General features: G+C 39.7%; 27 protein-coding genes. 19 read left to right on the plus strand and 8 right to left on the minus strand.

Annotation, left to right across the window (positions count from 1 at the left end; all coding sequences use genetic code 11):
- Nucleotides 1-2 precede the first annotated feature (2 nt).
- Entirely contained in the window at nucleotides 3-1,025 is a 1,023-nt protein-coding gene (locus ND812_RS06530; RefSeq protein ID WP_265374788.1) for a lipase secretion chaperone, read from the plus strand.
- Between the two features lie 73 nt (nucleotides 1,026-1,098).
- Here ND812_RS06530 and ND812_RS06535 read toward each other — a convergent pair whose 3' ends face one another.
- Nucleotides 1,099-2,061, minus strand: coding sequence for a putative glycoside hydrolase (locus ND812_RS06535; protein ID WP_265374789.1), 963 nt, complete (start codon nucleotides 2,059-2,061; stop codon nucleotides 1,099-1,101).
- 86 nt (nucleotides 2,062-2,147) lie between these two features.
- Between ND812_RS06535 and ND812_RS06540 the strand changes: the two genes are divergently transcribed.
- Both ND812_RS06540 and ND812_RS06545 read left to right on the plus strand, forming a co-directional pair.
- Nucleotides 2,148-2,711 (plus strand): hypothetical protein, encoded by a 564-nt coding sequence (locus tag ND812_RS06540; protein ID WP_265374790.1) that lies wholly within the window; start codon nucleotides 2,148-2,150, stop codon nucleotides 2,709-2,711.
- On the plus strand, nucleotides 2,708-3,640 hold the full coding sequence (locus ND812_RS06545) for a histone deacetylase family protein (protein WP_265374791.1): 933 nt from the start codon (nucleotides 2,708-2,710) through the stop codon (nucleotides 3,638-3,640). The genes ND812_RS06540 and ND812_RS06545 overlap by 4 nt, the downstream gene beginning before the upstream one ends.
- On the opposite strand, the gene ND812_RS06550 is transcribed toward ND812_RS06545, so the two are convergent.
- The 3 genes from ND812_RS06550 to ND812_RS06560 form a co-directional block, all read right to left on the minus strand.
- Entirely contained in the window at nucleotides 3,637-4,914 is a 1,278-nt protein-coding gene (locus ND812_RS06550) for an esterase/lipase family protein (protein WP_265374792.1), read from the minus strand. The two genes, ND812_RS06545 and ND812_RS06550, sit on opposite strands and share 4 nt — an antisense overlap.
- Before the next feature lie 135 nt (nucleotides 4,915-5,049).
- Entirely contained in the window at nucleotides 5,050-6,345 is a 1,296-nt protein-coding gene (locus ND812_RS06555; RefSeq protein ID WP_265374793.1) for a DUF1554 domain-containing protein, read from the minus strand.
- Between the two features lie 72 nt (nucleotides 6,346-6,417).
- Nucleotides 6,418-8,022, minus strand: coding sequence for an NADP-dependent glyceraldehyde-3-phosphate dehydrogenase (locus ND812_RS06560; protein ID WP_100728817.1), 1,605 nt, complete (start codon nucleotides 8,020-8,022; stop codon nucleotides 6,418-6,420).
- Nucleotides 8,023-8,106: 84 nt separating this feature from the next.
- Between ND812_RS06560 and ND812_RS06565 the strand changes: the two genes are divergently transcribed.
- The 3 genes from ND812_RS06565 (at nucleotide 8,107) to ND812_RS06575 (ending at nucleotide 10,571) form a co-directional block, all read left to right on the plus strand.
- Complete coding sequence (locus tag ND812_RS06565; protein WP_207762651.1) at nucleotides 8,107-8,289, plus strand: hypothetical protein; 183 nt, start codon at nucleotides 8,107-8,109, stop codon at nucleotides 8,287-8,289.
- Nucleotides 8,290-8,360: 71 nt separating this feature from the next.
- Nucleotides 8,361-9,539, plus strand: a complete 1,179-nt coding sequence (locus tag ND812_RS06570) for a MaoC family dehydratase (protein WP_100718408.1) — start codon at nucleotides 8,361-8,363, stop codon at nucleotides 9,537-9,539.
- A gap of 9 nt (nucleotides 9,540-9,548) precedes the next feature.
- Nucleotides 9,549-10,571, plus strand: coding sequence for an MBL fold metallo-hydrolase (locus ND812_RS06575; RefSeq protein ID WP_265374794.1), 1,023 nt, complete (start codon nucleotides 9,549-9,551; stop codon nucleotides 10,569-10,571).
- Nucleotides 10,572-10,695: 124 nt separating this feature from the next.
- On the opposite strand, the gene ND812_RS06580 is transcribed toward ND812_RS06575, so the two are convergent.
- Both ND812_RS06580 and ND812_RS06585 read right to left on the minus strand, forming a co-directional pair.
- On the minus strand, nucleotides 10,696-12,261 hold the full coding sequence (locus tag ND812_RS06580; protein ID WP_322113652.1) for a DUF2079 domain-containing protein: 1,566 nt from the start codon (nucleotides 12,259-12,261) through the stop codon (nucleotides 10,696-10,698).
- 174 nt (nucleotides 12,262-12,435) lie between these two features.
- On the minus strand, nucleotides 12,436-13,227 hold the full coding sequence (locus ND812_RS06585) for an aldolase (RefSeq protein WP_265374796.1): 792 nt from the start codon (nucleotides 13,225-13,227) through the stop codon (nucleotides 12,436-12,438).
- Between the two features lie 111 nt (nucleotides 13,228-13,338).
- Between ND812_RS06585 and lepB the strand changes: the two genes are divergently transcribed.
- The 3 genes from lepB to ilvB all read left to right on the plus strand — a co-directional run bounded on the left by lepB (nucleotide 13,339) and on the right by ilvB (nucleotide 16,589).
- Nucleotides 13,339-14,376 carry a signal peptidase I gene (gene lepB, locus ND812_RS06590; RefSeq protein ID WP_100718413.1) on the plus strand — a complete coding sequence of 346 codons (1,038 nt, stop codon included), beginning with the start codon at nucleotides 13,339-13,341 and terminating at the stop codon, nucleotides 14,374-14,376.
- Nucleotides 14,373-14,600, plus strand: a complete 228-nt coding sequence (locus ND812_RS06595) for an AtpZ/AtpI family protein (protein ID WP_265374797.1) — start codon at nucleotides 14,373-14,375, stop codon at nucleotides 14,598-14,600. The genes lepB and ND812_RS06595 overlap by 4 nt, the downstream gene beginning before the upstream one ends.
- 258 nt (nucleotides 14,601-14,858) lie before the next feature.
- Nucleotides 14,859-16,589 carry a biosynthetic-type acetolactate synthase large subunit gene (gene ilvB / locus ND812_RS06600; protein ID WP_265374798.1) on the plus strand — a complete coding sequence of 577 codons (1,731 nt, stop codon included), beginning with the start codon at nucleotides 14,859-14,861 and terminating at the stop codon, nucleotides 16,587-16,589.
- 51 nt (nucleotides 16,590-16,640) lie between these two features.
- On the opposite strand, the gene ND812_RS06605 is transcribed toward ilvB, so the two are convergent.
- Nucleotides 16,641-16,988, minus strand: coding sequence for a P-II family nitrogen regulator (locus tag ND812_RS06605; protein WP_002975072.1), 348 nt, complete (start codon nucleotides 16,986-16,988; stop codon nucleotides 16,641-16,643).
- Nucleotides 16,989-16,993: 5 nt separating this feature from the next.
- Nucleotides 16,994-18,217, minus strand: a complete 1,224-nt coding sequence (locus tag ND812_RS06610; protein WP_265375918.1) for an ammonium transporter — start codon at nucleotides 18,215-18,217, stop codon at nucleotides 16,994-16,996.
- A 393-nt stretch (nucleotides 18,218-18,610) separates the two neighbouring features.
- Here ND812_RS06610 and ND812_RS06615 point away from each other — a divergent pair, with 393 nt between their 5' ends.
- The 10 genes from ND812_RS06615 (at nucleotide 18,611) to atpC (ending at nucleotide 26,963) form a co-directional block, all read left to right on the plus strand.
- Nucleotides 18,611-19,096, plus strand: a complete 486-nt coding sequence (locus ND812_RS06615; RefSeq protein ID WP_265374799.1) for a glutathione peroxidase — start codon at nucleotides 18,611-18,613, stop codon at nucleotides 19,094-19,096.
- A 73-nt stretch (nucleotides 19,097-19,169) separates the two neighbouring features.
- The gene (locus ND812_RS06620; protein WP_407658470.1) at nucleotides 19,170-19,529 is read left to right on the plus strand and encodes a MarR family winged helix-turn-helix transcriptional regulator; all 360 of its coding nucleotides are present in this window, start codon (nucleotides 19,170-19,172) and stop codon (nucleotides 19,527-19,529) included.
- Between the two features lie 728 nt (nucleotides 19,530-20,257).
- Nucleotides 20,258-21,337 (plus strand): F0F1 ATP synthase subunit A, encoded by a 1,080-nt coding sequence (gene atpB / locus ND812_RS06625; protein WP_407658531.1) that lies wholly within the window; start codon nucleotides 20,258-20,260, stop codon nucleotides 21,335-21,337.
- 48 nt (nucleotides 21,338-21,385) lie between these two features.
- On the plus strand, nucleotides 21,386-21,670 hold the full coding sequence (gene atpE / locus ND812_RS06630) for an ATP synthase F0 subunit C (protein ID WP_002975055.1): 285 nt from the start codon (nucleotides 21,386-21,388) through the stop codon (nucleotides 21,668-21,670).
- 2 nt (nucleotides 21,671-21,672) lie between these two features.
- Nucleotides 21,673-22,197 carry a F0F1 ATP synthase subunit B gene (locus ND812_RS06635; protein ID WP_015677608.1) on the plus strand — a complete coding sequence of 175 codons (525 nt, stop codon included), beginning with the start codon at nucleotides 21,673-21,675 and terminating at the stop codon, nucleotides 22,195-22,197.
- Complete coding sequence (gene atpH / locus ND812_RS06640; RefSeq protein ID WP_265374801.1) at nucleotides 22,194-22,757, plus strand: ATP synthase F1 subunit delta; 564 nt, start codon at nucleotides 22,194-22,196, stop codon at nucleotides 22,755-22,757. The genes ND812_RS06635 and atpH overlap by 4 nt, the downstream gene beginning before the upstream one ends.
- Nucleotides 22,754-24,268: a F0F1 ATP synthase subunit alpha gene (atpA, locus tag ND812_RS06645; protein WP_265374802.1), complete on the plus strand. Its 1,515-nt coding sequence runs from the start codon at nucleotides 22,754-22,756 to the stop codon at nucleotides 24,266-24,268. The genes atpH and atpA overlap by 4 nt, the downstream gene beginning before the upstream one ends.
- Nucleotides 24,269-24,279: 11 nt before the next feature.
- Nucleotides 24,280-25,149, plus strand: coding sequence for an ATP synthase F1 subunit gamma (atpG, locus tag ND812_RS06650; RefSeq protein ID WP_265374803.1), 870 nt, complete (start codon nucleotides 24,280-24,282; stop codon nucleotides 25,147-25,149).
- Between the two features lie 21 nt (nucleotides 25,150-25,170).
- Nucleotides 25,171-26,577, plus strand: coding sequence for a F0F1 ATP synthase subunit beta (gene atpD, locus ND812_RS06655; RefSeq protein WP_265374804.1), 1,407 nt, complete (start codon nucleotides 25,171-25,173; stop codon nucleotides 26,575-26,577).
- Nucleotides 26,578-26,582: 5 nt separating this feature from the next.
- Complete coding sequence (atpC, locus tag ND812_RS06660) at nucleotides 26,583-26,963, plus strand: ATP synthase F1 subunit epsilon (protein WP_135593863.1); 381 nt, start codon at nucleotides 26,583-26,585, stop codon at nucleotides 26,961-26,963.
- Nucleotides 26,964-26,992 lie beyond the last annotated feature (29 nt).

Here is a 26,992-nt window from a genome sequence, read left to right on the forward strand (position 1 = left end):
AAATGGATTTTAAAAAAATATTACTCGTTGTTATCCTCTTTCTCATTCTTTTTGCCGGTTTACTTTTTTTTCTAAAACAATCAGACGACAGTGGGGTTTCCAAAGATTCTTTATCACCAGAAGAACAAATGGCAAATGATCGTATTTCCCCAATGGGAAATGGAGAAGGCTTCTGGGATGAAGCAATTTCTCCGTTTCGAGAAGACCGAACCAAACCTTATTTAGAGTTACTTGATGATCTTAAATCAGGTAAGATCAATTTTGTTTGGGAAGTGTGGGCCTTAAGACGCAAATGCAAGCCTGATTTTACACCTGACCAGTGTAATGCGACAATCCTTGCCTATATTGATGCTGAATACGAATCCCCAGACAAAGAAAAGGTAAAAGATCTATTTGTTTCCTATTTCCGATATGAGGAAGAATACCGAAAGTGGGAACAACCAACGGATCTTCCATTTTTGGAGTTGTATGAAAAAATTAAATCCAAACGAAGAGAAGTGCTTTCTGATAAAGCAGACTTAATTTTTGGAATGGAAGAATCACAAGTTAGTTTTATGGAAGGTACAAATAATTTCATCAAACAATCGGCAAACCTTCCTGCTGATCTTCGCGTAAAACAGTTCGAAGAGTTTAAGAAAAAAACTTATGGGAATTACTATGATTCGTTGGTTTCCAGAGAAGATAAGTTTGATCATTACCAAATGGAAATGTCTCTTCGTGATAAAGAGTTTTCTACACTTACGGATCCAAAAGAAAAAGAAAAATACCTATTTAAAATCGAATCCAAATACTTTGGAAAAGAAAAGGCAGAAAGTTTGGCGAATGAACGTAAAAAAGAAGCTAAATTTTCTGAATCAATTTCTTCCTATGAATCCAAAGAAAGGGAATTTTTAAGAGAAAATTCCAATCTTTCGCAAGCAGAGAAAGATAAAAAATTGAAAGAACTTAGAATCCAAATGTTAGGATCAGAAGAAGAAGCAGATGCCTATTTAAGGAGAAAGAATATAGAGGAAGCAGGGAAATAATCCCACTTCCTTTTATTGTACCTTTGTAAGTTTGCTTCAGAATTCCTAGAGAAGTAAATCTACAGAAACGAAGTTATTCTTCGTTTCTGGAAACTTTAGTGCTGTTAGGTGTTGGTTCCTTTTTGTATTTTTCATATGCATTCATGGTTTCTAGGTATTCATTCCCTGCATTCCAAACGATAAAACCATGTCCTGCAGAATCTTTTGCCCCTTGCATCTGCACTTTGATGTAATCAATATAACTCAATTTACTTGGACCCACCATCATTTTGAAACCTTGCACCCAAGCAACGGCCTTTGTTCCTTGTTTGGCTCTTTTGACTGTTAGGTCAAGTCCATCCTTGATGGTTCCATAAGGATCTGAAACTCGTTTGGTTAAACCATAAAAATGGGATGGGTATAACATTGGATATAGTCCATTCAGTTCTTCACTAAACGGTTCTACTTTTTGGCCAATGATATCATTTTCAATGAAAGGAACCCTTCCAAAGATATCGGCAGACCACCTTGTATCACTTGGGCAACTGTCTTTGGTTTTCTCTTTGTGGTCTTTGATGATTCCTAAAATTGATTCGTATCGTTTTTCATAACTCATGCTAAAGTTTGTGCCACCATCAGCATATCGAATGTAATCCAATTGAATTTCAGGGAATCCTAATTCACAAGCCTTACGTATTGATTTTTGGATGGAAGAAACAAGGTTTGCATTCGGTGTTTTTTCCAGTAAACCACCTTCAAAGTTTACAACTCGTGCCACCATATAAATTCCAAGTGCTTTTGCTTCCGCAACTTGTTCTGGTGAAGGTGGGTAAGGTTGCATATCGACAACAGCAGTATTCATTCCCGCATCTTTCATCACTTGGAAAAGTAAACTCCATCGTTTTTTGTCCCGAATGGTTTTGGTATTGATGTAGAGCCCTTCTATAAATTCAGGTGGTTCCTGGATAGAACCTGATTTTTGTTGGCTTTTGGTGGAGGAGACCGACTGGCAGGAGACGTAAACAAATAAGAGTAGGAATGTGAATACTGGTTTCATAGTCGTTATGACAAGTTTTTCCCACACGAAAGAAATTTCAAATCGAATCGATTGACGAAATTCCCTGACCCTCCCAAAATTTGGGCATGATTGAAATCACAAATGACTTCCAGATCAAATCCTATGGTCGGTTCCCAGAAGTTTTATCAGAACAAGTCCAATTTAAAGACCGAATGGTGGAAGTCTCAAAACTTTATAAATCAATGGGTGAGTCCTATCTCCAACATTTGGGTGATGATGCAAAAATCAGCGGAACTGAAAAAAAAGATCTAATCGAATATTTAGAAAACATTCTGATCGTCCTTGTGATGTTACGAAAACTTGATTTTGCACAAACTGATGAGGAAGTATACATCCGAAAGGATAGAGGTTTGTTTGAATTAAGATTACGTTTTGGTGAAGGTGGGATTTGGGAACTCACTGGAAACATCCGGCCTGAATACAAGATGAAACAACGAGTGTTTAAAGATTGGTTTAACTCAGACTTCTCAAATGATATCAAAACCTTTTATGCTGTTTATGGAAATGCAGGTTTGGACAAAACAATCTCTCCTGACGAAAAAATTCAAATTACAAAACAAATTGATCGGATTATCGCTGAAATCATAGAGATGATTGTTTATATCGAAAGGTTTATGTTATTCCAATGAAAACGGGTATCTCATTCCATTCCTCTTTTTTAGATCACAAAACTGGCCCAGGTCATCCGGAAACTCATGTACGTTTAGAATCGATTTTAGATAAAATTTCTGACTTACCATCTCAATCCTTTGAATGGAAAAAAACATTTAAGGAAGCTCCTTTGTCATTAATTTCTATGATTCACGATCCAAATTACGTTCGTTTGGTGGGAAGAGTTTGTGAAGAAAAAGGATCTGGGTATTTGGATGGAGATACTGTTTTTTCACCAAATTCATTTCAGGCGGCAAGTTTTGCTGTTGGGGCAGGTGTGACTCTTGCACAAGACATTTTAGATGGTAAATTAAAAAACGGTATGGCTCTTGTTCGGCCTCCAGGCCATCATGCGGAAGCAGATCATGCGATGGGATTTTGTTTATTCAATAATATTGCAATCACTGCCAAATACCTTCAAACCCAAGGGATCAAACGGATTTTGATTTTGGATTGGGACGTGCATCATGGGAATGGCACCCAACACCAGTTTTACGAAGATGACTCTGTATATTTTGTATCTCTCCACCAATACCCTTTTTACCCAGGGACTGGTTCCTCACAAGAACGAGGCAAAGGGAAAGGCACAGGTTTTACACTCAATTTGCCTATGGCGCGAGGTGCGGAAGAAAAGCAATATTTAGACCAATTTTTAATGGTCCATAAAGAGATGGAAACTTTCCAACCTGAGTTTGTGTTGGTTTCAGCTGGGTTTGATGCCCACGCAAAAGACCCGTTAGCTGGCATGAACCTAAATACATCCTCGTATGAAAAACTGACTGAAGAAGTGAAAAAAATTGCAAACACTTACTCTGCAGGTAAACTTTTATCGTTTTTGGAAGGTGGGTATGATTTCCATGCACTTTCCGAATCTGTAAAAGTTCATTTGGAGGTATTGGCAATTTAAACTTTTGGTGCCACACCAAATACTTCCTTCACCCAATGGATGAGGGGACGGGAGCTGATGATGGAAAAATGGTTTTGTTTTTTTAATTCCAATGTACGAAGTGCAGGATTTGGTTTTTTATCGAACACTTTGTCCGTTAAATAGGTTAGGCTTTTTTTCTCAACGATTCCATCACCTAAAAAATTCTGTAGTGGATTCTCAGGTCCTTCCATAAGAGCATATGCTTGGTACACATCCAAATCATCCAATTCACCAAAATAAGTCTCTGCAAAGTATCCAGAAATTGTTTCCTTCCAACCTTTTTCCTCTTTTCGGATGAGGCCAAACGATAAATCTTTGATGGCATCACTTCGCAAATTTCCGATCATTCCAATGATCTTTAAGGCAACGTTTGGACTCTTTTCAAATAAAAAACCTAACCAAAAGCCAATTTTTTCTAAATAAGAACCTTTGTTAGGTGCTGCAACGAGTGTGATTTTCCCAAGTCTTGTAATCCAAGGTTTGTTTTCTAATTTTGCATGGTACATACAGGATCGAAAAATCAAACAACCCAAACTATAACAGATGATGTCTGGATGGATTTCTTTGTTTTCTTCAAAAAATACATCTAGTAAGTGCATGAGTTTTTTTCCATTTTCATGGATGGGTAGACCATGGTTGTATCTGAGATAAAATGAGAAGTATCCGCATTCCGCAAGTTCCGTAGCAAGGCCTGGAGAGGTAATTTTCCTGTTCTTGTATTCGACAGTTTGTTCTTGCCAAACTGTTTCGTCCGTAAAAAGTCCCGGTAAAAATAAGACAGATTTTGTTTTGCCTGAGTTTAGGTATTCTGTGATGGTTTCTTTTGCAGTGATGTCTTTACCGAAGGTTCGAAAACTCATATCAATTTTTGTGAGTTTGAATTTTTGGTTATGAGAACTTCCTAATATACTTGAGACCATACGGTTATCAAACACCATATCATCACTTTTTTTTGCTGTGAGTTCTACTTTGAAGAGTGCTTTGTCAAAGGCTTGGTTTGTGAGTTCGATTGTTTTTTGGAGCTCTTCATTGGATCGGATACCTTTGTCCTTCACTTGTACGCCGAGTTTTTGGAGGGCATCTCTCCATTCAGGTTTATAAAAAAAAGCATTGGAGAGTAAATCCAATCCATCGCCCGTGGAAGAGAGACTTCCTTTGACTAGAAATTGAACTCCTTTTAACAAGGAATCTGTTGTTTTTTGGGTGAGGGATACGGTTTTACCAGCAAGAGAATTGATAAGGATTTGGATCACGGTGGGTAAGTGTAATGGAAATTTTTAAGAAAGCGAGAAGAAAATACGAGGTGGAATTGTTTTTAAAACTCGAATTGGTTTTGTTTTCGGATGATCCAAAGATTCATCAACAGGATTTGGCGGAAACGTTTGGGATTATTGTTCGACACAGACAATATAGTTAAGTGTATCGCAAGAAACTCCACCAGATCCATTTCGAAAAGCCGTGTAATTTGTTGCATTCGAATTACCGATTCTCCCTCCTTGGCTTGGTGTTGGCGTTGCTACCCCACTCGTCCAATTCGAACATGTATTGGTAGGTTGAGCGGTAGCTGCTTGCCAATTAGAGTTGGGGAATGCGAGTCCAGTCCAATATGTTTTCAGAGTTCCCGAATCAAATGCATGAGACATTGTATATGGGTTTGAAAAGGTATTTGAACTTGCTGGTAAAATTCCGGCAGAGTTTGGTGTGAATAAAAAAGCAGAATCACTGGCACGTATATAATTACGACCGAATTGAAATACCCAATCCGTATTTTCTGTAGCATTAGTACAATTTGCAGAACCATTGCACGCTCGCCTTGCACCACTATCGGTAGTTAACATCGCTTTATAAGTTCCTGTTGACGGTTTATTGGCATCTGAACCACATTTCGTGTCAGCTCCTGAAATACCTCCTAAATTTCCGTTATACGTGGACGCAGTTACAAAGACTTTATAAACAGTTGTTTGAATTTGAATCGATATGGTTTCTGTATCGGATATAGTTCCATTCGTTGCACTAACAGTATAGTTTATGCTACCTTGTGTCGCAGTTGGTGTGCCAGAAATCACACAGGAAGATGTATTCAAACTAAGACCTGGTGGTAGTGATGGGCTCACAGAACAGGATGTATACGGAAATCCAGCATAGGGAGACAAACTTGGGGCCACATCACTTTGCTTCATTAAAAAGGAACTTCCGGTATAGAACATAACTCTATGTCGAATTGCAATACTACCTGTGATGTTATTAAAATTTGTATCTACACTTGAAGAAGAAACGGATAAACTTGAAGTCGTAGGTGTTGTGGCAAGAGATGCTAAAGTTATTGTTTGTGGAGTATTATAATTTGCAGGTGTAAATGTTAAATAAGAGGTAAGTGGTGTCGTGACATTACCATCAATCGAAAGTTTACTTGTATCGAATGCTAAATTGATTGTAACGTTCGACGTAGGAACCACTCCAAGTGAAATTCCGAATGTTTGTGATGTTCCGTACGTTAACACAACACTCGCACTTGTCACATTAATTTTAGAAGACGGACCGATCGAAAACGAATTTGTAACAGAGGTCGTTGTCAAACCATTGACAAGGGTTAAGAGGTACTCATCACGTCCTTTGACTGGATTACAGGAAAGGAATCCCAAGGCAACAAGGAAGGAAATCATTCGAACAATCTGTTTGTACATTTTCCTCCCTCTTTCCCTATTAAAACAAATTAGGGATTCCCCTGTCTCAATGATCGGAGAAAAGTAGAGGACTTACAAGTGAAATTCTTCTGAGAGATACCGGGAACTTTTTGTCCTCAGTACATCTCCTAGAAGATTACGTCCCCTTTCCGTGTCCTTTAAGCTCACCACTGTGCGTAAGGAAAAAACACGTAGGGCATCGGAAACAGAAAGGGTTCCGTCTGCTGAATCCTTCCTTCCTGAAAATGGAAACACATCAGGTCCACGTTGGCATTGTGCATTCCAATTCACACGAGCCACTTGGTTGACCAAGGTATCGATGAGTTTTCCAATCGTTTTTGGGTCTTCCCCAAACACACTTGCTTGTTGGCCCATATTCGAATTGATGATGTATTCCATTGGTTCTTCAATGTGTGTAAATGGGACAATCGGAACAAGTGGTCCAAATTGTTCTTCGTGATACAGACGAGCGTTAGGTGAGACGGGTGAAAGGATGGCAGGTGTCATAAAGGATTCTATAATTCCCCCACCACCTTGGTTTAAGATCTTTGCCCCATGTTGTATTGCATCATCCAAAAGTTCTTTTAGCCATTTGGTTTTTCCTTCTTCAGGGAGCGGAGTGAAGTTAACATCTTTTTCCCAAGGCATTCCTGCTTTCCATTTGGAAAATTCTTCCAAATACAATTTGGTAAACTCATCTAAGATATCTTTGTGGACAAAAAGGATTTTGAGTGCGGTACACCGTTGTCCATTGTATGACAAGGATCCCGAAATAATTTCAGGAACCATTGTTTTTAAATCGGTATCGGGAAGGATAATGGCAGGATTTTTTGCATTGAGTCCGAGAACAGACCTTAGGCGGTTGAGTTTGGGATGTTTTTTTGTGATGAGATTTGCAGTTTGGCTCGAACCAATAAAAGCAAACACATCAATTTTACCTGATTCCATAATGGGTGAAATGACTTTGGCCCCATCACCATAGACAGTGTTGATCACACCAGGGGGAAAGGCTTTTTGGAAACATTCGAGGAGTGGTTCTAAAAGCAATACACCATACTTTGCGGGTTTGAAAACAACTGTATTTCCCATAAGGATTGCAGGGATTAAGGTACAAAAAGTTTCGTTTAACGGGTAGTTAAATGGCCCCATGCACAAAACCACTCCATAAGGGGAACGTTTGATTTGGGCAATGAGTCCACTTTCTTGTATGTATTTAGAAGAATTGGATTCCAGCTCTCGGAGTGCATCGACTGTGTCTTCTAAGTATTCGATGGTGCGATCAAATTCTTTTGTGGCATCTTTTTCCGTTTTTCCAATTTCCCACATCAGAAGTAAAATGATTTGGTTTCGTTTTTCTTTCATGAGGGAAACAAAATGGTTCACTGCCAAAATCCTTTCCTCTGGTGTGGAAGTGGGCCAAACACCTGTTCCGTGGTTGTAAGCTTTCACTGCGGCATCGAGTGCTTTTAGACTTTGTGTTTCATCGAAACTTGGGTAAGAACCGAGAACCACTTGTTCCAATTTGCCATTCCGTTCGAGAAAAATCGGAGACTTGACGATTTGTGTTTCTCCCTTCCACTCCAGAATTTCGCCACCGAGAAGGTATTTGGTTTGGTGGATGGGTGAGATGCGGTAAGCAGCGGGAATGGAATCTTCTGTCGGGAAAACAAAGCTCATGATCCATGAATCGAATGCGCATAGGACTAAAAAAGCAACATTTTACGGAAAAGATCCGCCGATAGATAAATTATGGAACCATGGATGGCAGAGAACCAGGAAGAGTGGGAGGCTTTGACCTTACGACTTTTTCGCCGAGTGGAAGAATTGGAATTACTGATGCAAGAAGTGCGCAGTGATTTGACAAGGTACCGTGCGGTTCGGGAAGAATGGTACCTTTGGCACAGCGCTTGGAAGGAGGAATACGCCAAACGAGCGACCGGATGAGCTGGAAAAATCGTTTTCTGTAGGACCTCTCTTGGAAAATTAGTCCTATCCCATTCGAAAAAGGAATTCCCATGGTCGAAAAATCAGTGTCCCCCTTTGGTGAGTTAGCTCCCAAAACCCCTGCCTCTCTCTCTGACATCAAGAAGAACATCTACGGACGATACCTCGAAGAATTCAATGTCGGTGATATTTACGTTCACCCTCGCCAATTCACAGTCGACAGAAGTTTTGCCCAAGAATTTGCCACTGTGTTTATGGATGCCAATCCACTTTACTTATCCAGTGAATATGCAAAGGCACATGGGTTCCAAGACCTACTTGTCCACCCACTCATGGTGTTTAACTTAGCACTTTCTATTGGTGTTCAGAATAACAGTGAAAAGGCGCTTGCAAACCTTGGTTATTACAACGCACAATTTTTAATGCCAGTGTATCCTGGTGATACCTTGTCTTCTCGCACAAAAATTTTGGCAGTCGATGACAAAGGGCCTGATAAACCAGGAATCGTAAGTGTGAGAACTCTTTGCCTCAACCAAAAAAACGAAGTGGTGTTACAGTACGAACGTAAGATCATGATTTACCAGTCCAATGGAAAACCGAAAGGAAATCCAAAACCTGGTGATGCTTCTGCTTTTTTTCCTGAGTCCAAAACTCCTGCACTCAAACTTCCAAATCTCAAATTCCCAACAGAAATGAAAGATGTCACTTGGGGGCATACTTACTTTGAAAACTTCAAACCAGGTCAAATTTACGTGCACCAAAACGGTAGAACGATCACAGACGAACACTACCAATGGACCTACCGAGTAGGAAACACACACCCACTTCATTATGATAAATTGTATTCTGCAGGAATCTCAGGCCCAATGGGTGGAGAACCAGTGGTGTATGGTGGACTCGTATTTGGTTGGTTAGCTGGTATGGCATCTCGTGATATTTCCGAAAACGCAATTTGGGAACTTGGTTTCACAGAAGGATACCATACACAACCTGCTTTCTCTGGTGATACGGTAACTTGTATTTCTCGTATCCTCACAACAGAAGACAAAGGAACAGAATACGGAATCCCAGCGGGAGAAGTTCAAATCCAATTTATCGGTCTGAAAAACATCAAAGCAAATGATGCATTGGATAAATTTGGTGCGGATCTTTTCCTCAAAGAGAACGACAAAAAGAAATTGGGAAAAGAAAAAATCCCAGAAAAAATCTTCGAAATTGAAAGAAGATTGATCATCAAAAAACAACCATAAGGTGAAACTTTGAAAGTAACCATCCCTAAACGAATTCCTGAGATGGAGGACATTGGGGATGGTATCTTCAAAATTGTTTTGCCCCAACCTTTTTACGCACCAAATAACATCTATTTGTATGAAGGAAACGACGGACTCACCCTGATTGATTCAGGTTACATCGAATCCATTCCGATGTTACAAGCATCCCTAAAAACCAAGGGATTTTCTTTCAAAGACATCCGTCATATCATTTACACTCACAACCACCTGGATCATATATCATCAGCCTTAGTTCTTAAATCCTATGCCAAAAATGTAACCTATTATGGATACCGTGCCATGGCAGATGGAGTTGGGAATTATTTGGAATCAATGTTACTCTTTGAAGAAGCCACAGAAGATTTATTCCACAAAGCTTTTGGTGACAAAGATGAACTCGATCGCATTTTGGCTGAATCTAGAAAAGGTTGGCGTCAGTTTTTTAGTAAGTTTGGAGAAACCAAAAAAGGGGATCCAGTTTTACGCATAGATGTGGCAATTGATCATAATGACAGTTTAGAGTTAGGCGGAAAGCTATTCCGGTTTTTACACACACCAGGTCATAATTTATACCATATCACTCCAGTTGATCCAAAGGCAGGGGTTTATTTTTCAGGAGACCTCATCATTGCAAACCTCACAGCCATTTATTCTGAGATGGATGGGAACTTAGGGGATTATTATTTTACACTATCTAAGTTATTAGAAGAACCCATCAAACGGATGTTGCCTGCTCATGGGAGCGAAATTGAAGATCCCAAAAAAACGATTACTCTTGTGAAAAAAACTCTGAGTATCTTAGAGAAAGGGGTATTACGAAGGTTACGGGAAGGGAAATCCGACTTAAAAGTATTAATGGAAGCGGCGATTGGGAAAAAAGTGCATAATGGTGGTCACTTACCAACAGCACTTGGTCTTGTCTATAGCATCATCCAAAAACTGGTGTTAGAAGGACAAATCCGTATCGAAAAAAGAGACAATGGATACGAAGTCTTTCATATTGTTTCGTAAATGTATCCAATTGATAAAATATACAAATAAAATAGGTTATCTATTTTCTCACTAGATTCTTTTGATTTCATAGATTGTTTGTTCCGCGAAACCCAAGTTTCGGATGGAAGATAGACTTCCGATTTTACTTCGAGAGGGCCCAAACCTCTATTTGTTTTCCTTGCCATATTTTCTGATCGTTAAGAGTTTTTGCCTCTGCAAAGGTATCGAGAATTCGTTGTTTCGGCCAAAGAATCGTATCTGTAAACTCAGGTGCCAATACCACATAACAAATCTTTGTTTGGTCGCAAATTTCCTTTCCATTGCGTAATTGTTCGAGCGGATAGAGTGTCACCTTGTCATTGATAAAAAAGGAAAGATTGTATTGGGAAAATACAATTTGTTCTGTTGCTTGATTGGTTCTGTTACTTAAAACTTTAGCCGCCTCAGTTTGTAAAATTCCATTGGCATGTGGTAAGTCTTCGATGACTTGTGATTGTATTTTGGGATCATACAAATTTTTTTCTAATTGGGCTTCGAGTGGGAAATTTTGGTCCATCGAGTTTTTCCAAAACAAACAAGCTAAGATGAGAAAAACAATCGGAAGGGAAATTTGTTTTTTTGACTTAAGCCATAAGATCCCACCGTAGAGTAAAAAAGGAAGGAGTGAATAACTATAATACGAATACACTTCATGGTGCCAAGGCCTAGTGGAGAATACATGGGTTAGGTAAATCAAACTGATGCCAAGGAGTTCGGGAACAAGTTGTATGATTCCAAGTCCCGTACTCATCAGAAGTTCCAAATAAATTTGGATGGATTTCGGTATACCTGTCACTTGTTTGAATGAGGAGTGATACTCTTGTCTCAAAACTTGAGACCAACCAAAAATCGAATGGGAACCATTTAGGATCGGGAAAAGGAAAAAAACAAAACCTAGATACAAAACGGTTACGAGAAGAATCCCAAAGATAAGGAAGGAGTCTCGGTTCTCTTGGGCATCCAAAATTCCTTTGAGAGAATGGTTACGAAACAAATGGAAAAGAGAATTTAGAAAAATCGGAAGGAAAAACAAACAGAGGTAAAAACCAATGTCTTCTTTTTGCAAGAGGAATAGGAGAAGAAATAAACCTATCAAATACAATTGTTTGGTGAATTTGGTTCCACCTTCTAAAAGGAGAGTTTTGTATTTTTCCCATTGGTAAAAAAAGAAACAACCAAAGAGGACTACAAGGATTTCAAAATGATAGCTGGAACCAATCCGATATAAATACAATTGATTCGTAAGAACCACCCATATCACTAAAAACTTCAAATCGATTGATTGTTTGTTCTTTTGGGATACTAGATATGCCCAATATAACCATAAAATCGTTGTCAGTTGGTAACATAAAAATACACCAACGGCAAGTCCATATCGATTGGGAATCCACTTCACAAAAGGTGAAAGGAAACCCATCCCGGGAGCAAAGTGATGGTTTAAGTAACTACCATTTACGGTATCACTATAATAATGGCTTTGAAATCCGTATCCTTTCACGAACGAGAGTAATACATCGGAGATTCCTACGTAGTCAGCATCGTGCAATAAAAATGAGTCCGCAAAAAAATGGGTGAGCCCGTAGGCATGGAAGGAACTTGTGATGAGAAAACAGAATCCACTCACCCCAACAAGATAAGGAAGGACTTTGGTTTGGTTTAACCAAGCCATTCCACTTTGACTCGAACGATCTAGCTGAAACTCTTTTTTCTTTTTCCAATAATGGAATAGGAATAGAAGGATTAAAAAAAGAGATACCCCCTTTTGAAAGGGGGCATGTAAGTGTTTAGGAGAAACAAAAAGAAAGGAGGTAACTAAACTAAAAAGAAAAAATAAATAAACCACTTATCGAATGAAGTACAAGACTTTTCTTTCTCCGATTCGTTCTCTATTGATTTCAACTCGATTACGGTAATAATATCCTTTTTCAGGGAAAGTTTTAGAGAAAAATTCGAATAAGTCCATTTCAAATACTAACATACATTCAGCGATATCGGCTGCACCAATTTTCATCGCTTCTTTTGTATCCACCATGATGTGTCTCGAATTGATGAAATCAGGTTGGATCTCATTTGCAATCAGTTCAAAATTGGTTTTGGTGATTGTCCCACCAACCGACGTTTTTTTTCCACGGCTCTTTGCTTCTGAGATGATTTTTTTTGCAACACGGGTCACTTCTTTATCATCTGGTTTTTTGTCCATGGACGCACTTAAGTCAGATCTAGCGGCTGTTACTTGCTCTAGTTCCTGGAAAGAAGGAGAATCAAAGATATCCATAAGATTGCGGTAACCTGTGATGGTTTCCATATTGATGGATTTGTTATAAGATTCAAATTCAGAAGGAGTGAGGAGGTTTTTCATCGTTTGGATGAAATTTTTTAACGCATATTCAGATTCCACCATAGGCGCAGAAATTCCTGAAACCCCAATCCTTTGGCAAATGCGGATATCATTCCTTGCTTCTGGCCCACCAATTTTCACATAAAGAGGTAAAATCCCTGAAGTGATTGTTTTTAAGAGCGCAATTTCTTCCGCTCCCATATCTTCTGTTTCGGTTCCCGTTTTTACACAGACAAAAGAATAGTTTTTCTTCATCTCAAGTAGGGTATTACGTAATCCACGGATTGATGTTTCCATAAGCAGAAGATCTCCATGTATGGTATCGTCGATTCCCGAAAATAGTACAAGTCTTTTGCGCTTTTTTTCCCCCTTTCTTGACAGAAAATTCCAATTCCATAGCTTCGAACTATGGGATTATTCTCTTCTATCTTCAAGTCTTCGCCAAAACCAGAATCCAAAGAACCAGAAAAGGAAGGGGCAGCAGCCTCTGGAATTTCCTTTGGAATCATTGTTGTCCTCGTTTTTGCATTTAAATCCTCCATATTAGATGCAAATAATATCCCATCAGGATCGATGATCCCTACCTTAAAAATTGGGGACTTTTTATTTGTGAATAAAATGCGTTATTCCTTTCGCATGCCATTTACAGAAAAAGAACTCTTCCGTATTGATGACCCAAAACGAGGAGACATTGTCACCTTTATCCCACCAGCAACTGCTCTTGGACAAGAAGAGTCTCGTTCTGGAATTTTTGCCAAACGATTTGTCAAACGTGTTGTTGGGTTACCAGGTGATACCATCCGTATCACAAGAAAATTCATCGAAACAAAAGACAGAGGTAGAGTACACTTTGCACTCATTGAGTACAAAGAAAAGGGTGCTACTGAATTTAAATCCTATGAACCAAAAGAAGTTCCAATCGGAAAAGAACTTTCCGATTTAGATAATTTGGAAGCTACACAAAGAGCACTTTTTAAGGAAGTCAAACCTGGATTTGAACATTACATCTTAGAAGGATTTGAGGACGATCGAAGAGCTCATATCTTTGAGTATTGTGATTTTTTACATGGTTGTGAAATTCCAGAAGGCCAGTATATGGTGATGGGAGATAACCGTGATGATTCTCATGACTCTCGTGCTTGGGGATTTGTGAAACGAGAAGATATTTTAGGTAAAGCTCTTATCATTTATTTTTCCATCGATTGGAAAGATGCTACATGTGAATACAAAGATGGACAAGAATTAGCAGAAAAAGGTCCTGAAGTCGCAGAACGATATGATGGTGATGCACTTGAAAGACGTTGCCATTACTCCGAAGTGTTTTCTTCACATAATGCCCGTTATTTAGGTGATGAATCTCGATTTGGTTGGATCGAAAGAACACTACGTTATCGACTTTGGAGACTAAGTGTAAGGTTTGATCGTATTGGTCGTATCCTACAGTGACAAACGAACCCCAAAAAACTCCCCCAGGTAAAGGAGATAAATCTCCTTTGGCCATGGCAGGGGCAGGTTTTGAATTTGTATCCTCGATTGTTTTTTTTGTGATCGGGGGGTATTACTTAGATGGGTATTTACAATCAGAACCACTTTGGTTACTCGTTGGATTTTTTTTGGGTTTTGCCTTTGCTTTTTATTCTCTCATCAAACGAGCCAAAGAAAATGAGTGAATCCACTACCAATAAAATTCTTGACTAAACAATCGGTGGATCAATAAAAGAATTAGAATATGGAAACTATGGCATTATCAAACTCAATTGGAAACAGTTCCAGTTTAGAAATGGGAATGCCTTCTTATGTCCTCACAACCCTCGTTCTAGTCGTCGTCCTTTCCCCATACATACCTAGCTTTCTGTCATAATCTCCCTTTGTTTCCTCGGTCGACAGAAAGCAAAAGTCGACGGGGAAACTACTAGAGGAGACCTGTTATGTGGGAAAAAATCACCGTAAGTCAATACATTATACAATTTTTAGAATCAAAGGGCATCCAATTGGTTTCGGGTGTTCCTGGTGGCACTATCTTGCCATTATACGAAAGTTTGGCGGAATCAAACATCAAACATGTCCTTGCAAGGCATGAGCAGGGAGCTGGATTTATCGCTCAAGGGATGGCAAGAAGCACAGGCGAGGTGAGTGTCGTATTTGTTTCCTCTGGTCCAGGTGTTGCCAATCTCATCACAGCAGTAGCTGATGCTCATCGAGATTCTGTTCCTATGTTAGTGTTTTCCGGCCAAGTACCCACTCACTTAAAAGGAACTGATGCCTTCCAAGAATTAGATACAGAACGTATCGTTTCTTCGATCGTAAAAAAAGTTTATTCCATTGGAGATCCAAATTTGGTCCCAAATGTTTTAGAAGAGGCTTACTCCTTTGCATCCGAAGGGAAAAAAGGTCCTGTTTGGATTGATTTACCTAAGGATGTCCAAACCAAGATAATCATAAGAAATGAGGATCCATTGAGCGAGAATCATTTGGATGAGGTAGATCCTTCCAATTGTTTTAACATAGAAAACCAAATTCCACTGCAATACGATCACACGAAATCTTTAGATTCATTTTTAGAGGAATGGAAAGAGAATGTATCAAATGCAAAATTCCCTTTGTTTTACATTGGAGGAGGAGCCAAAAAAGAATACAAACGATTACGAGAATTGGTTCAGTTCTACCAAATCCCAGTGGTAACAACTCTTATGGGTCTTGGTATTTTTGAAAAAAATGATCCTTTGTTTTTGGGTATGATGGGAATGCATGGAACAGTTGCAGCCAATGAGGCATTGGGTATTTGTGATTTACTCATCGCCATTGGTGTTCGTTTTGATGACCGTGCGATTGGAAACAAAGATACCTTTTGTCCCAATGCAAAGATCATTCATATTGATATTGAGGCGAATGAGATTGGGAAAATTAGAAAACCGAATTTGAGTTTTCAATCGGATATTACTGACGTAATTGAGCTTTTATTCCTAGATCCATTTGAATATTCCAAAGGAATAGGCAATGAAACCATAGAGAAATCAGTTGGTAAACAAATAGAGATTTGGAAAAAAAATCCAGAAATCCATCCAGCAAAAGAATTGATCAGGTCACTTGCTTCCATCATTCCCAACGAAGAACATTTTGTCGTAACAGATGTTGGGCAACACCAAATGTGGGTGGCGCAATATTATCCATTTCCAAATCCAAATACTTGGATCACTTCTGGTGGGCAAGGAACAATGGGTTTTGGTTTACCTACATCGATCGGTGTATCTTTAGCGAATCCAATTAGAAATGTTTATTGTTTTACTGGTGATGGATCGATTATGATGAATTTACAAGAGTTGGCGACACTCAGAGAAGAAAGTCTAAATGTAAAAATCATTTTGATGAATAATGGACATTTAGGCTTAGTAAAACAACAACAAGATTTGTTTTATGGAAATGTTTATTCTGGTTCTAAATTCCATTATCACCCCGACTTCGCGGTGTTAAGTGAATCGTTTGGAATTCCTTACATGGTTTGGGAAAAAGATCAAAATGATTCTGAATTAGAGACTTTATTAGGGTATGATGGACCCGCTTTTGTGGAAATCAAAATTCCATCCGATTGGGGAGTGTATCCATTTGTTCCAGGTGGAAAGTCAAACCAAGAATACATTTTGGAATTAGTTAAAACATAAAGCAAAACTCCCATAGAATTGGGATTTTTTCTATGGGAGTTACAATTGACATTAGATGGCTTTATTCCCTCGTTCGCCACTTCGGATACGGATCACTTCTTCTAATGGCATTACGAAAATTTTACCATCTCCAATTTTACCTTCCGGTCCAGTTTTAGCTGCTTTTAATATCGCATCGACTGTTGGTTTTACAAATTCATCGTTCACGGCAATTTCCAAACGAACTTTTCTAAGTAGGTTCACTTGGTATTCGTGTCCGCGAAATACTTCTGTTTTCCCTTTTTGTTGGCCATAACCTTGCACATCACTCACTGTTAAACGGTAAATTTCGTTTTTAGTTAATTCGTTTTTTACTTCTTCTAATTTGTGTGGTTGTATAATTGCTATTACTAATTTCATATTGATTACCTTATATCATATCCTTTTTCACCATGAATCTCTTGGTCGAGACCAGTGATTTCTTTATCTTCTTCGATTCTAAAGCCAACTGTTTTCTCAATTACAAATGCTATGAGGTATGAGACGACAAAAGAATAAAAACCAGTAGCAATCACACTGATAAGCTGAGCCATCATTTGGCTTTCGAATGTCATCCCTTCAGCTAATTCCAATGCGAATATACCAGTTAAAATGGCACCAAATGCTCCACCAGCACCGTGGATACCAAATGCATCTAGGGTATCATCATACTTAAGTTTACCTTTTAATAGAATCGCCAAATAGCAAATAGGTGAAACAAGTAAACCCATAATAAGGGCTCCTTTGACTCCTACAAAACCAGAAGCAGGTGTGATGACAACTAATCCTGCAACAATACCTGATGCCGCTCCGAGTGCTGTCGCTTTTTTTGTATGATACCATTCGATGAGTAACCAACTTGCACCGGCCGCTGCAGGAGCAATTAAAGTTACTAAAAAAGCACGTGCTGCAAGTCCATTAACAGCAAGGCCAGATCCAGCATTAAAACCAAACCAACCAAACCATAACAAACCGGAACCAAGTAATGTATACGTCATGTTATTGGGATGGGTGAGTAGACCTGCATCACCTTTTCGTTTTCCTATTACAATTGCAGCTGATAAACCAGCAATACCCGAAATTAAATGCACAACAGTTCCACCTGCAAAATCTAAGGCATTCATTTTAAATAACCAACCTGAATCTGCCCAAACCCAATGTGCAACTGGATCATAAACTAACGTTGACCAAACGAGTATAAATAGAATGTATGCTGAGAGTTTAATTCGTTCTGCGATTGCTCCAGAGATTAAGGCTGGCGTAATCAAAGCAAACATACCTTGGAACAAAAAATGTACGTATGTAGGAATTGTACCTTTCGTAGAATCAATGTTAATTCCATCCAAAAAAGCTAAATCAAAATTTCCTACAAATGGATTCTCACCTGAAAATGCAAAACTATAACCAAAAATTGTCCACTGTAATGTCATTACAATCATCGCAACAAAACTATGCATCATCGTGGATAATACGTTTTTGGATCTGACAATTCCTCCATAAAACAAAGAAAGTCCAGGGATCATAAAAAAAACCAATGCAGAAGAAATCAACATCCAAGTGGTATCGGATTTATCGATTGGGTTTGGTGTTGGTATTTCTGCATCTGCCATAAGGAGAGAGGGCAGAAAAAAGAGAAAACAAAGGAATACAGGCCTTAAGACCAGTGGTAAATTCATAAATAACTCCAAAGTTACTAGATTCAATTTCCGAAATAAAATTCGTATTATTTGGAATGACTAGAGTATGAAAGCGAGTAAAAATCGCATTAAGATGAACTTTTTTTAAGAAAAATCGAACAAGTAGCGAACAGGTTTGCCGGTTGGTTTGGATTATGATAAGTGGATGGTATTGGGAGGCGGGTGTAGTTCCCCACCCAAATGAGGGCGGGGATACTAAATTCGCGCGGTATTGGCAAAAAAAGTCATAAATTTATGGAAACGTTTTCGTAAAAAGATTGAACAAAATTAAATTGTGCACAATCTAATATTTGAACGAGGGAAAAAATGGCAGAAGAATTTTACAAAATCAAGGTGAAACGAGGATCCGAAGAGATCCCGATGGAACAATTTAAAGATAAAGTATTGTTAATTGTGAATACAGCAAGCCAGTGTGGCTTCACTCCTCAATACAAAGGTCTTCAAGAAACATATGATCGTTGGAAAGGAAAAGGCTTAGAGGTTTTGGCATTCCCTTGTAACCAATTTGGAGAACAAGAACCTGGTTCTGATGCTGAGATCAAACTTTTTTGTGAGAAGACATTCTCAACAACTTTTCCAATCTTTTCCAAACTTGAAGTGAATGGACCAAATACTGATCCTCTATATTCACACTTAAAGAAAAATGCTCCTGGTATCTTTGGTTCTTTAGATATTAAATGGAACTTCACAAAATTTTTAGTTGATAAAAATGGAAACGTTGTTAAGCGATATGCTCCAATCACGAAACCAGAAGCAATAGAAAAGGATATTGAGAAACTTGTCCAAGGTTAAGACATCCAAAGAAGAGGTTCTTTTATTAAAGAATCAAATTTGTTTTTCGATGTATTCATCTATGCATCGATTGATGAAACTCTATCGTCCGCTTCTTGCGGACATAGGGTTAACTTATCCACAATATATAGTTATGCTTGTTATGTGGGAAGAAAAAGAAATTACAGTCACTAAACTTGGAGAAAGGTTACAACTGGATTCAGGAACATTGACCCCACTTCTTAAAAGATTAGAAAAAAGTGGTCAAATACAAAGGACAAGAAGTTTAGAAGATGAACGGGTTGTTGTTTTGACGCTTACAAAAAATGGAAAACTTCTCCGTGAAAAGGCGAAGACTATTCCAGAACAAATTTTCTGTTTATCCGGAATCGAAGAAAGCCAAGCGATGCAATTAAAAACGATTCTAGATGAGTTTGGAAAAGATTACAAATAACACCCATCGAAATTTTAAACTTACAATTGGTTGTGAAGGAAGTCAGTTCATTCACTGATCCAATCTCTCCACATTCGTTTTTAAGGTTTTGTCATGAGTCATATTTCCGTTGAAATTTTCTCCAATTCGAAATTGGAAACATAATGTATCCGTATCTAATCAAAAACTCAGCTGCACCATGTTCGAAATACGAACTTTTTGGAATTAAAAAATTGGGATCATCGATTCCTTCATTACAAACCAGCAAACATATGATATATGGAAGCCATTGGGTGGCGGGTGGATAACCCCACCCAGTTCAATACGGGCGGGGAACTATACTTTCCAATCCCCTCCAAACCGACTTGCCCCCAAAACCCTCCCGATACAATCTGAAAGAATGGATCTAAACTCAATCAATCTCAGGCGGTTCCATTTTCATTATTTTGCCTACTTATTTCTTTTATTCATTCTAAGTCTCCCGCTAACGGCTAGTTTGGTGGAAGATGGATTTCGAATTCTATTTTATCTGGGAGGTGCCATTTCCTTTTCTGTGCAAATGGTCATCTTACAATTAAGATTTTTACCACGCAAAATCCCTGCATTGTCAGAGAGTGGCTTCCCTCTTTTCACAGTATTTCTCTCCTTTTTTCTGAATTTGGGCATTTTGACAACTTTCCAGGTGTTAGAGTACCCTTTTGAGGCAACTTCTGGATTTTTAATTGCCTATTTCGTCCACCTTCTTTTCCTTGTATTTGCGAGCTATTTCAGTGGAAAATAAGTCTAAATATCGGTTTTTTTTATCATTTTTATTAGTTTTTTCCCTTAGTTTTACGAATGTTTTTGCAAACGATTCGGAAGGGCACAGCTCTGATGAGGGCTTCGATTTCAGCGAAGTGATGGCACACCACTTAGGTGACGCCCCTATCTTCCCGTTGAACTTTGGTGGTACAATCGTTACAGAAGGCCAACCTGGATTTGATGCTGAAAATCATGATGTTTTCGTAAACCATGACGGTGTCAAATACCACTATGTTGGTGGAATCGACTTACACATCACCAAACGAGTGACCATGATGTGGATCGCTTGTTTTTTTATGTTCATCATCTTTATCCCTGCAGCAAACCTCATCTCTAAAAACCCGAAAAAAGTGCATAACAAACTCACATCGGGTGTAGAGGCTTTTGTGAGTTACTTAAAAGAAAATGTTGTGGATTCCTCTCTGGATCACCATGGACATTCTTACTACCACTACATCTTCTCTTTGTTTTTCTTTATTTTATTCTGTAACTTGTTTGGTCTGATCCCATCGATTGGGGAGTTGACTGTCGCAGTTTCAGACGGACTAGTCGCACTTGGCGTTTTCGAACACACACCACATTCCCTTCATACGTTTGGAGAGATTTGGTCTGGGATCACGCCCACAGGTGACATCAGTGTGACTCTTTCTCTTGCATCTATCACCTTACTTACGATATACGGAACAGCATTTACTTACCAAGGGATCTCCTTCGTAGCTCATGCGGTTCCTAAGGGAGTTCCTCTCCCTCTTTGGCCACTCATGTGGGTTTTAGAGTTTATCGTCACTCACATTGCCCGTTCGTTTGCATTAACCATGAGGTTACTTGCCAACATGACAGCAGGACACGTTATGATCCTTGCTTTACTTGGGTTTATCTTTATGAGTGAAAGTTGGATGATTGCACCTGTTTCTGTTCTCAGTTCAGTGCTCATCTACTTTTTAGAACTTCTTGTAGCATTTCTACAAGCGTTCATTTTCTCACTGCTCACAACCGTGTTCATCGGAACTGTGATGCATAGACATTAACATTGGTTTTATTTATATTATAAAACACACAGGAGTGAAACGAAAACAATGGAATTCGGTTTAGGATACATCGCAGTAGGACTCGCAGCAGGACTTGCATTACTTGGTGCAGGAATCGGTATTGGTAGAATTGGTGGATCAGTGGCAGAAAGCATTAGCCGCCAACCAGAAGCAGCGGGAAAGATCCAACTCGTTCTTTACGTAGCAGCAGGTATGATTGAAGGAGCAGCACTTTTCGCAGTGGTAATCGCTCTTCTTATCGCGCTCAAACTCAATGGCTCAATTGACAAAACAATTGGTGCTGGTGCCACTAAAGTAGAACAAGGACAATAGTCTTGGTACTCCTCGCGGCTTCCGGCTTCAATTTGCTGAAAGTCAATCCGGGTCTGGTCATCTGGACCCTGGTCACTTTCTCAGTTGTTGTCTTCGTTCTTAAAAAATTTGCATGGGACAAGATCCTTCATGCTCTCGAAGAACGTGCTTCCGGCATCCAAGGTGATATCAACAAAGCGGAATCTCTTCGTGTTGAAGCAGAAAAGTCTTTAAAAGAATATAAAGACCAACTCTTCAAAGCGACAGAAGAAGCACACAGAATTGTCGATGAAGCTAAGAAAGATGCAGTTGCTCTCCGCACTAAATTGACGGAAGAAGCACACAATGAAGTAAAGGGAATCAAAGACAATGCTGTTCGAGAAATCGAATTGGCAAAAGGCAGAGCCTTGTCTGAGTTACAAAACCAAATTGTGGAAATGTCCGTTCTCATCGCGAGTGAGATCTTGGAGAAACAATTGAAGAAGGAAGACTATGCTTCCTTTGTCGAAAAAGAGATCGCAAAACTCGATAAACTTAAAATAAAATGAGTCTGAACCAAATTTCAAAGGTTTACGCAACGGCACTTTTGGAGTTAGCTCAGGAAGCTAACTCACTTGAGTCAACGGAAGAGGAATTATCAAGTTTAGTTGATGTTTTCTTTTCCGATGATTCGATTCGCCATTATTTTCTTTCTCCGTTAGTTGATCCTTCTGAGAAAGAACAAACTGCCGCAAAGTCAGTTCAAGGGAAGGCATCAGAATTTGTTGCCAACTTCATTACACTTGTGGTTCGTAAAAACAGGTTCCTTTATTTAAAGGATATTTTGGAAGATTACCGTGCAGGTGTGGACCGACTTAAAAATCGTAGTTCCCTTCGTATCGTTTCCAAAGAATCATTAGGCAATGAAGCTGTAGATCGAATCACGAAGTCCATCACTTCCAAGTTCGGACGTGAAATTCGTGTCACCGAACAAGTGGATCCAACCCTCATTGGTGGATTCAAAATTTATATAGACGACTTTTTAATCGATGCCTCAATCCGCGCAAAACTTGCCGGAACAAGAGAGGCTCTCCTCCAAAAGAAAATCCCAGTCGGAGCATTTGAATGAAAATTAAAACAGACGAAGTAACGTCGGTACTAAAACAAGAAATTAAAAACTTCAAGAAAGACCTTCAAGTTGAAGAAGTCGGAACAGTTCTCGAAGTCGGGGACGGGATTGCGAGAGTTTACGGACTCACAAACGTAATGTCAGGAGAGCTCGTTGAATTCCAAAACGGAGTTCGAGGTCAAGCCTTCAACTTAGAAGAAAATTCAGTTGGGGTTGTTATCTTTGGTGATTATATTAAAATCGAAGAAGGTTTCACAGTTAAACGTGTGGGAAAAATCTTCGAAGTTCCAGTAGGACCAGAACTTCTCGGTCGTGTGCTTAACCCTCTTGGGGAAGTGATCGATGGAAAAGGACCACTCAACGCGAAAAAAACAAGACCAGTTGAGTCTCCGGCTCCTGGAATCGCGATGAGAAAATCCGTTCATGAACCAATGCAAACAGGTATCAAAGCGATTGATGCGATGATCCCAATTGGACGTGGACAAAGAGAGCTCATCATTGGTGACCGTGGAACAGGAAAAACTTCCATCGCAATCGACACCATCATCAACCAAAAAGGTAAAGGTGTGATCTGCGTTTACGTAGCGATTGGACAAAAAGCTTCTACTGTTGCTTCCACCATCGAAATGTTACGCGAAAAAGGTGCTCTTGAATATACGATCATCGTATCTGCTAACGCATCTGAACCAGCTCCTATGTTATACATTGCGCCTTACTCTGGTGCGACAATGGCTGAATACTTTATGTATGAAGAAGGGAAAGCAACTCTCGTTGTTTACGATGACCTTTCCAAACAAGCCGTAGCATACCGACAAATGTCACTTTTACTTCGTCGCCCACCAGGTCGTGAAGCATACCCTGGGGACGTATTCTACCTTCACTCTCGCCTCCTTGAAAGAGCAGCGAAGCTAGATGATAAATTTGGTGGTGGGTCCATGACAGCACTACCAATCATCGAAACACAAGAAGGGGAAGTTTCGGCATACATTCCTACCAACGTAATTTCCATCACTGATGGTCAGATTTACCTCCAATCCAACCTTTTTGCATCGGGTCTTCGCCCTGCGGTGGATGTGGGAATTTCTGTATCACGGGTTGGATCTGCTGCGCAAATCAAAGCGATGAAAAAAGTAGCGGGAACACTCAAGTCAGATTTGGCTCAGTTCCGTGACTTAGAAGCGTTTGCACAGTTAGGAACAGAACTTGATCCAGTGACACAAGCTCAGCTTGATCGTGGTTACCGAGTTCTTGAAATTCTCAAACAACCAAATAACTCACCAACTCCGGTAGAAGAACAAGTGATTTCCATCTTCGCTGTAACAAAAGGTTTTATGGATACAATTCCTACTGCAAAAGTAAGAGAATTCGAAGCTTACCTTTTGAAAACAATGAGAGAGCAACACGCAGAAATTTTGGAAGAAATCAGAACTGCCAAAGAAGTGAAACAAGAAGCAGCTCTGCAAAAAACAATCAAATCGATTGTAGAACATTTTTTAGCAAAGAATAACTAAGGGGAAAGATCTTGGCGACACCGCGTGAGATAAAAAAGAGGATTAACTCGGTTAAAAATACGAGAAAAATCACTCGAACCATGGAGATGGTCTCCACGGCTAAGGCAAAAAAAGCCACTAACAAAGTGAATGCGGCGAAACCATACGCTGACTTAACACGCGAGTTAGTATCTTCTTTGTCTAGCCTTGCTGGGATCATCCACAGCCCTTACTTAAGGAAGCCGGACAAAATCCGTAAAGTTGCTATCCTTGCTATCGCCGCAAACCGTGGGTTATGCGGTGGTTTTAACTCCAATCTTCTTCGTATGGTCAAAAACCGTATTGAAGAGTTGAAGTCAAAAGGTGTGGAAGTAGAAGTCCATGCTGCAGGGAAAAAGGCGATCTCTTTCTTTAAATTTGCGAAAGTTGAATTGGTAACTTCTTACACCAACATCGATGACAAAGCCGGAAGTAAAGAAGCGAATGACCTTGCTTCTTATTTTATGGAACGTTTTGCCAACGAATCGGTGGATTCTGTTGAAATCATTTCCACTCATTATTATTCAGCAGCAAATCAAAAACCAGAGATCACAACGGTTCTTCCTTTATCAATGGAAGATACAAATGCGAAAGGATCTTCTGGCCCAGAAGTATTGTATGAACCGGATCCAAAAACTATTTTGGAAAACCTACTTCCTATGGTGATCAAAACAACTTTTGTTAAAATCATTCTAGAGTCAGTAGCTTCCGAACACATTGCACGAAGAGTGGCAATGAAAGCAGCTACGGATGCCGCAGGTGAGATGATCAAACTTCTGACTCGCGGATACAACCGAGTTCGTCAGGCAAAAATTACGCAGGAAATTTCAGAAATCGTAGGGGGAGCGGAAGCCATCTCCTAACAAAGGTCTTTCGGAGTATATATGAATAAAGGTAAAATTAAACAAATCATCGGTTCGGTATTGGACATCAGTTTTGATTCCGGGCATATGCCTGAGATCTACAATGCCGTAGAAATCCAATCGAAAGTAAATGGCAAAGATGTTACCATCACTGCAGAAGTGCAACAACACATTGGAGACAACACAGTTCGTGCGATCTCCCTTCAATCCACCGACGGTTTAAAACGTGGTTTAGAAGTTGTGGATACAGGTTCTCCGATTTCAGTTCCAGTAGGAACGAAAACATTGGGTCGTATCTTTAACGTACTCGGTGAAGTCATCGATGAAATGGGTGACCTTCCAAAAGATGTGAAAAAACTTCCTATCCATAGAAACGCACCTTCTTACGAAGAAATTAAACCTAAAACTGAGATCTTTGAAACAGGGATCAAGGTAATCGATCTTCTTGCTCCTTACATCAAAGGGGGAAAAACAGGACTTTTCGGTGGTGCTGGGGTTGGTAAAACGGTTCTTATCCAAGAGCTTATCAACAACATCGCAAAACAACATGGTGGTTACTCTGTGTTCGCTGGTGTGGGAGAAAGAACTCGTGAAGGGAACGACCTTTGGCACGAGATGAAAGACTCTGGAGTAATTGACAAAACAGTTCTTTGTTTTGGTCAGATGAATGAACCACCTGGTGCACGTCTTCGTGTGGCTCTTTCTGCATTAACAATGGCAGAAAACTTCCGTGATGAATCCGGATCTGATATCCTTCTTTTCGTAGATAATATCTTCCGTTTCTCCCAAGCAGGTTCTGAAGTATCGGCCCTTCTTGGTCGTATGCCATCAGCGGTAGGATACCAACCAACTCTTTCCACAGAGATGGGGGGATTACAAGAGCGAATCACTTCCACTACAAGGGGTTCCATTACTTCTGTGCAAGCGATCTACGTTCCTGCCGACGACTTAACTGACCCGGCTCCTGCAACTGCGTTTACTCACTTAGATGCAACTACAGTTCTTTCTCGTGCGATCTCTGAAAAAGGGATTTACCCTGCTGTGGATCCACTCGATTCCACATCAAGGATCATGAACCCACAAATCGTAGGGGAAGAACATTACAACACGGCACGTGAAGTACAAAGAATTTTACAACGTTACAAAGACCTCCAAGATATCATTGCGATCCTTGGTATGGACGAACTTTCTGAGGACGATAAAATCCTTGTGGCTCGTGCTCGACGTTTGGAAAAATTCCTCTCACAACCATTCCACGTGGCAGAACAGTTCACTGGTCGACCTGGTAAGTATGTGAAGTTAGAAGATACCATCCGTTCCTTCAAAGGAATCATTGAAGGTAAGTATGACACTCTTCCTGAACAAGCATTCTACATGGTCGGATCGATTGACGAAGTGATCGAAGCGGCGAAACAACTCAAAGGTTAATTCGGATGAGTAAAGAACTGACTTTAACAGTCATCTCGCCGGACAAAATCCTGTACCAGGGCAAGGCAGAATCAGTGATTCTGCCAGGTTCTGTGGGTTATTTTGGAATTCTCCCTGGGCATGCAACTCTTGTGTCACAACTTGATTTTGGCCTCATTAAGTTGCATACAGCAGGAAAAGAATTCCGAATCGCCATTGATGGTGGATTTTGTGAAGTGAGAAATGACCAAATCCGAGTGCTCACGGAAGGTGGGGATTCTGAAGACGATTTGACTCATGACCACGCCATCGAGCTCTTACAAGAAGCAGAATCTCTCCCAACCTCGAAAGAGAAAGAAAATCTCCTAAAGAAAGCAAAAGTTCGCATTTTACTGCACGAACGTTAATTTTTTTCCCCCCTTCTTGCCGAAAATAA

The organism is Leptospira limi, from assembly GCF_026151395.1.
GTDB lineage: Bacteria > Spirochaetota > Leptospiria > Leptospirales > Leptospiraceae > Leptospira_A > Leptospira_A limi.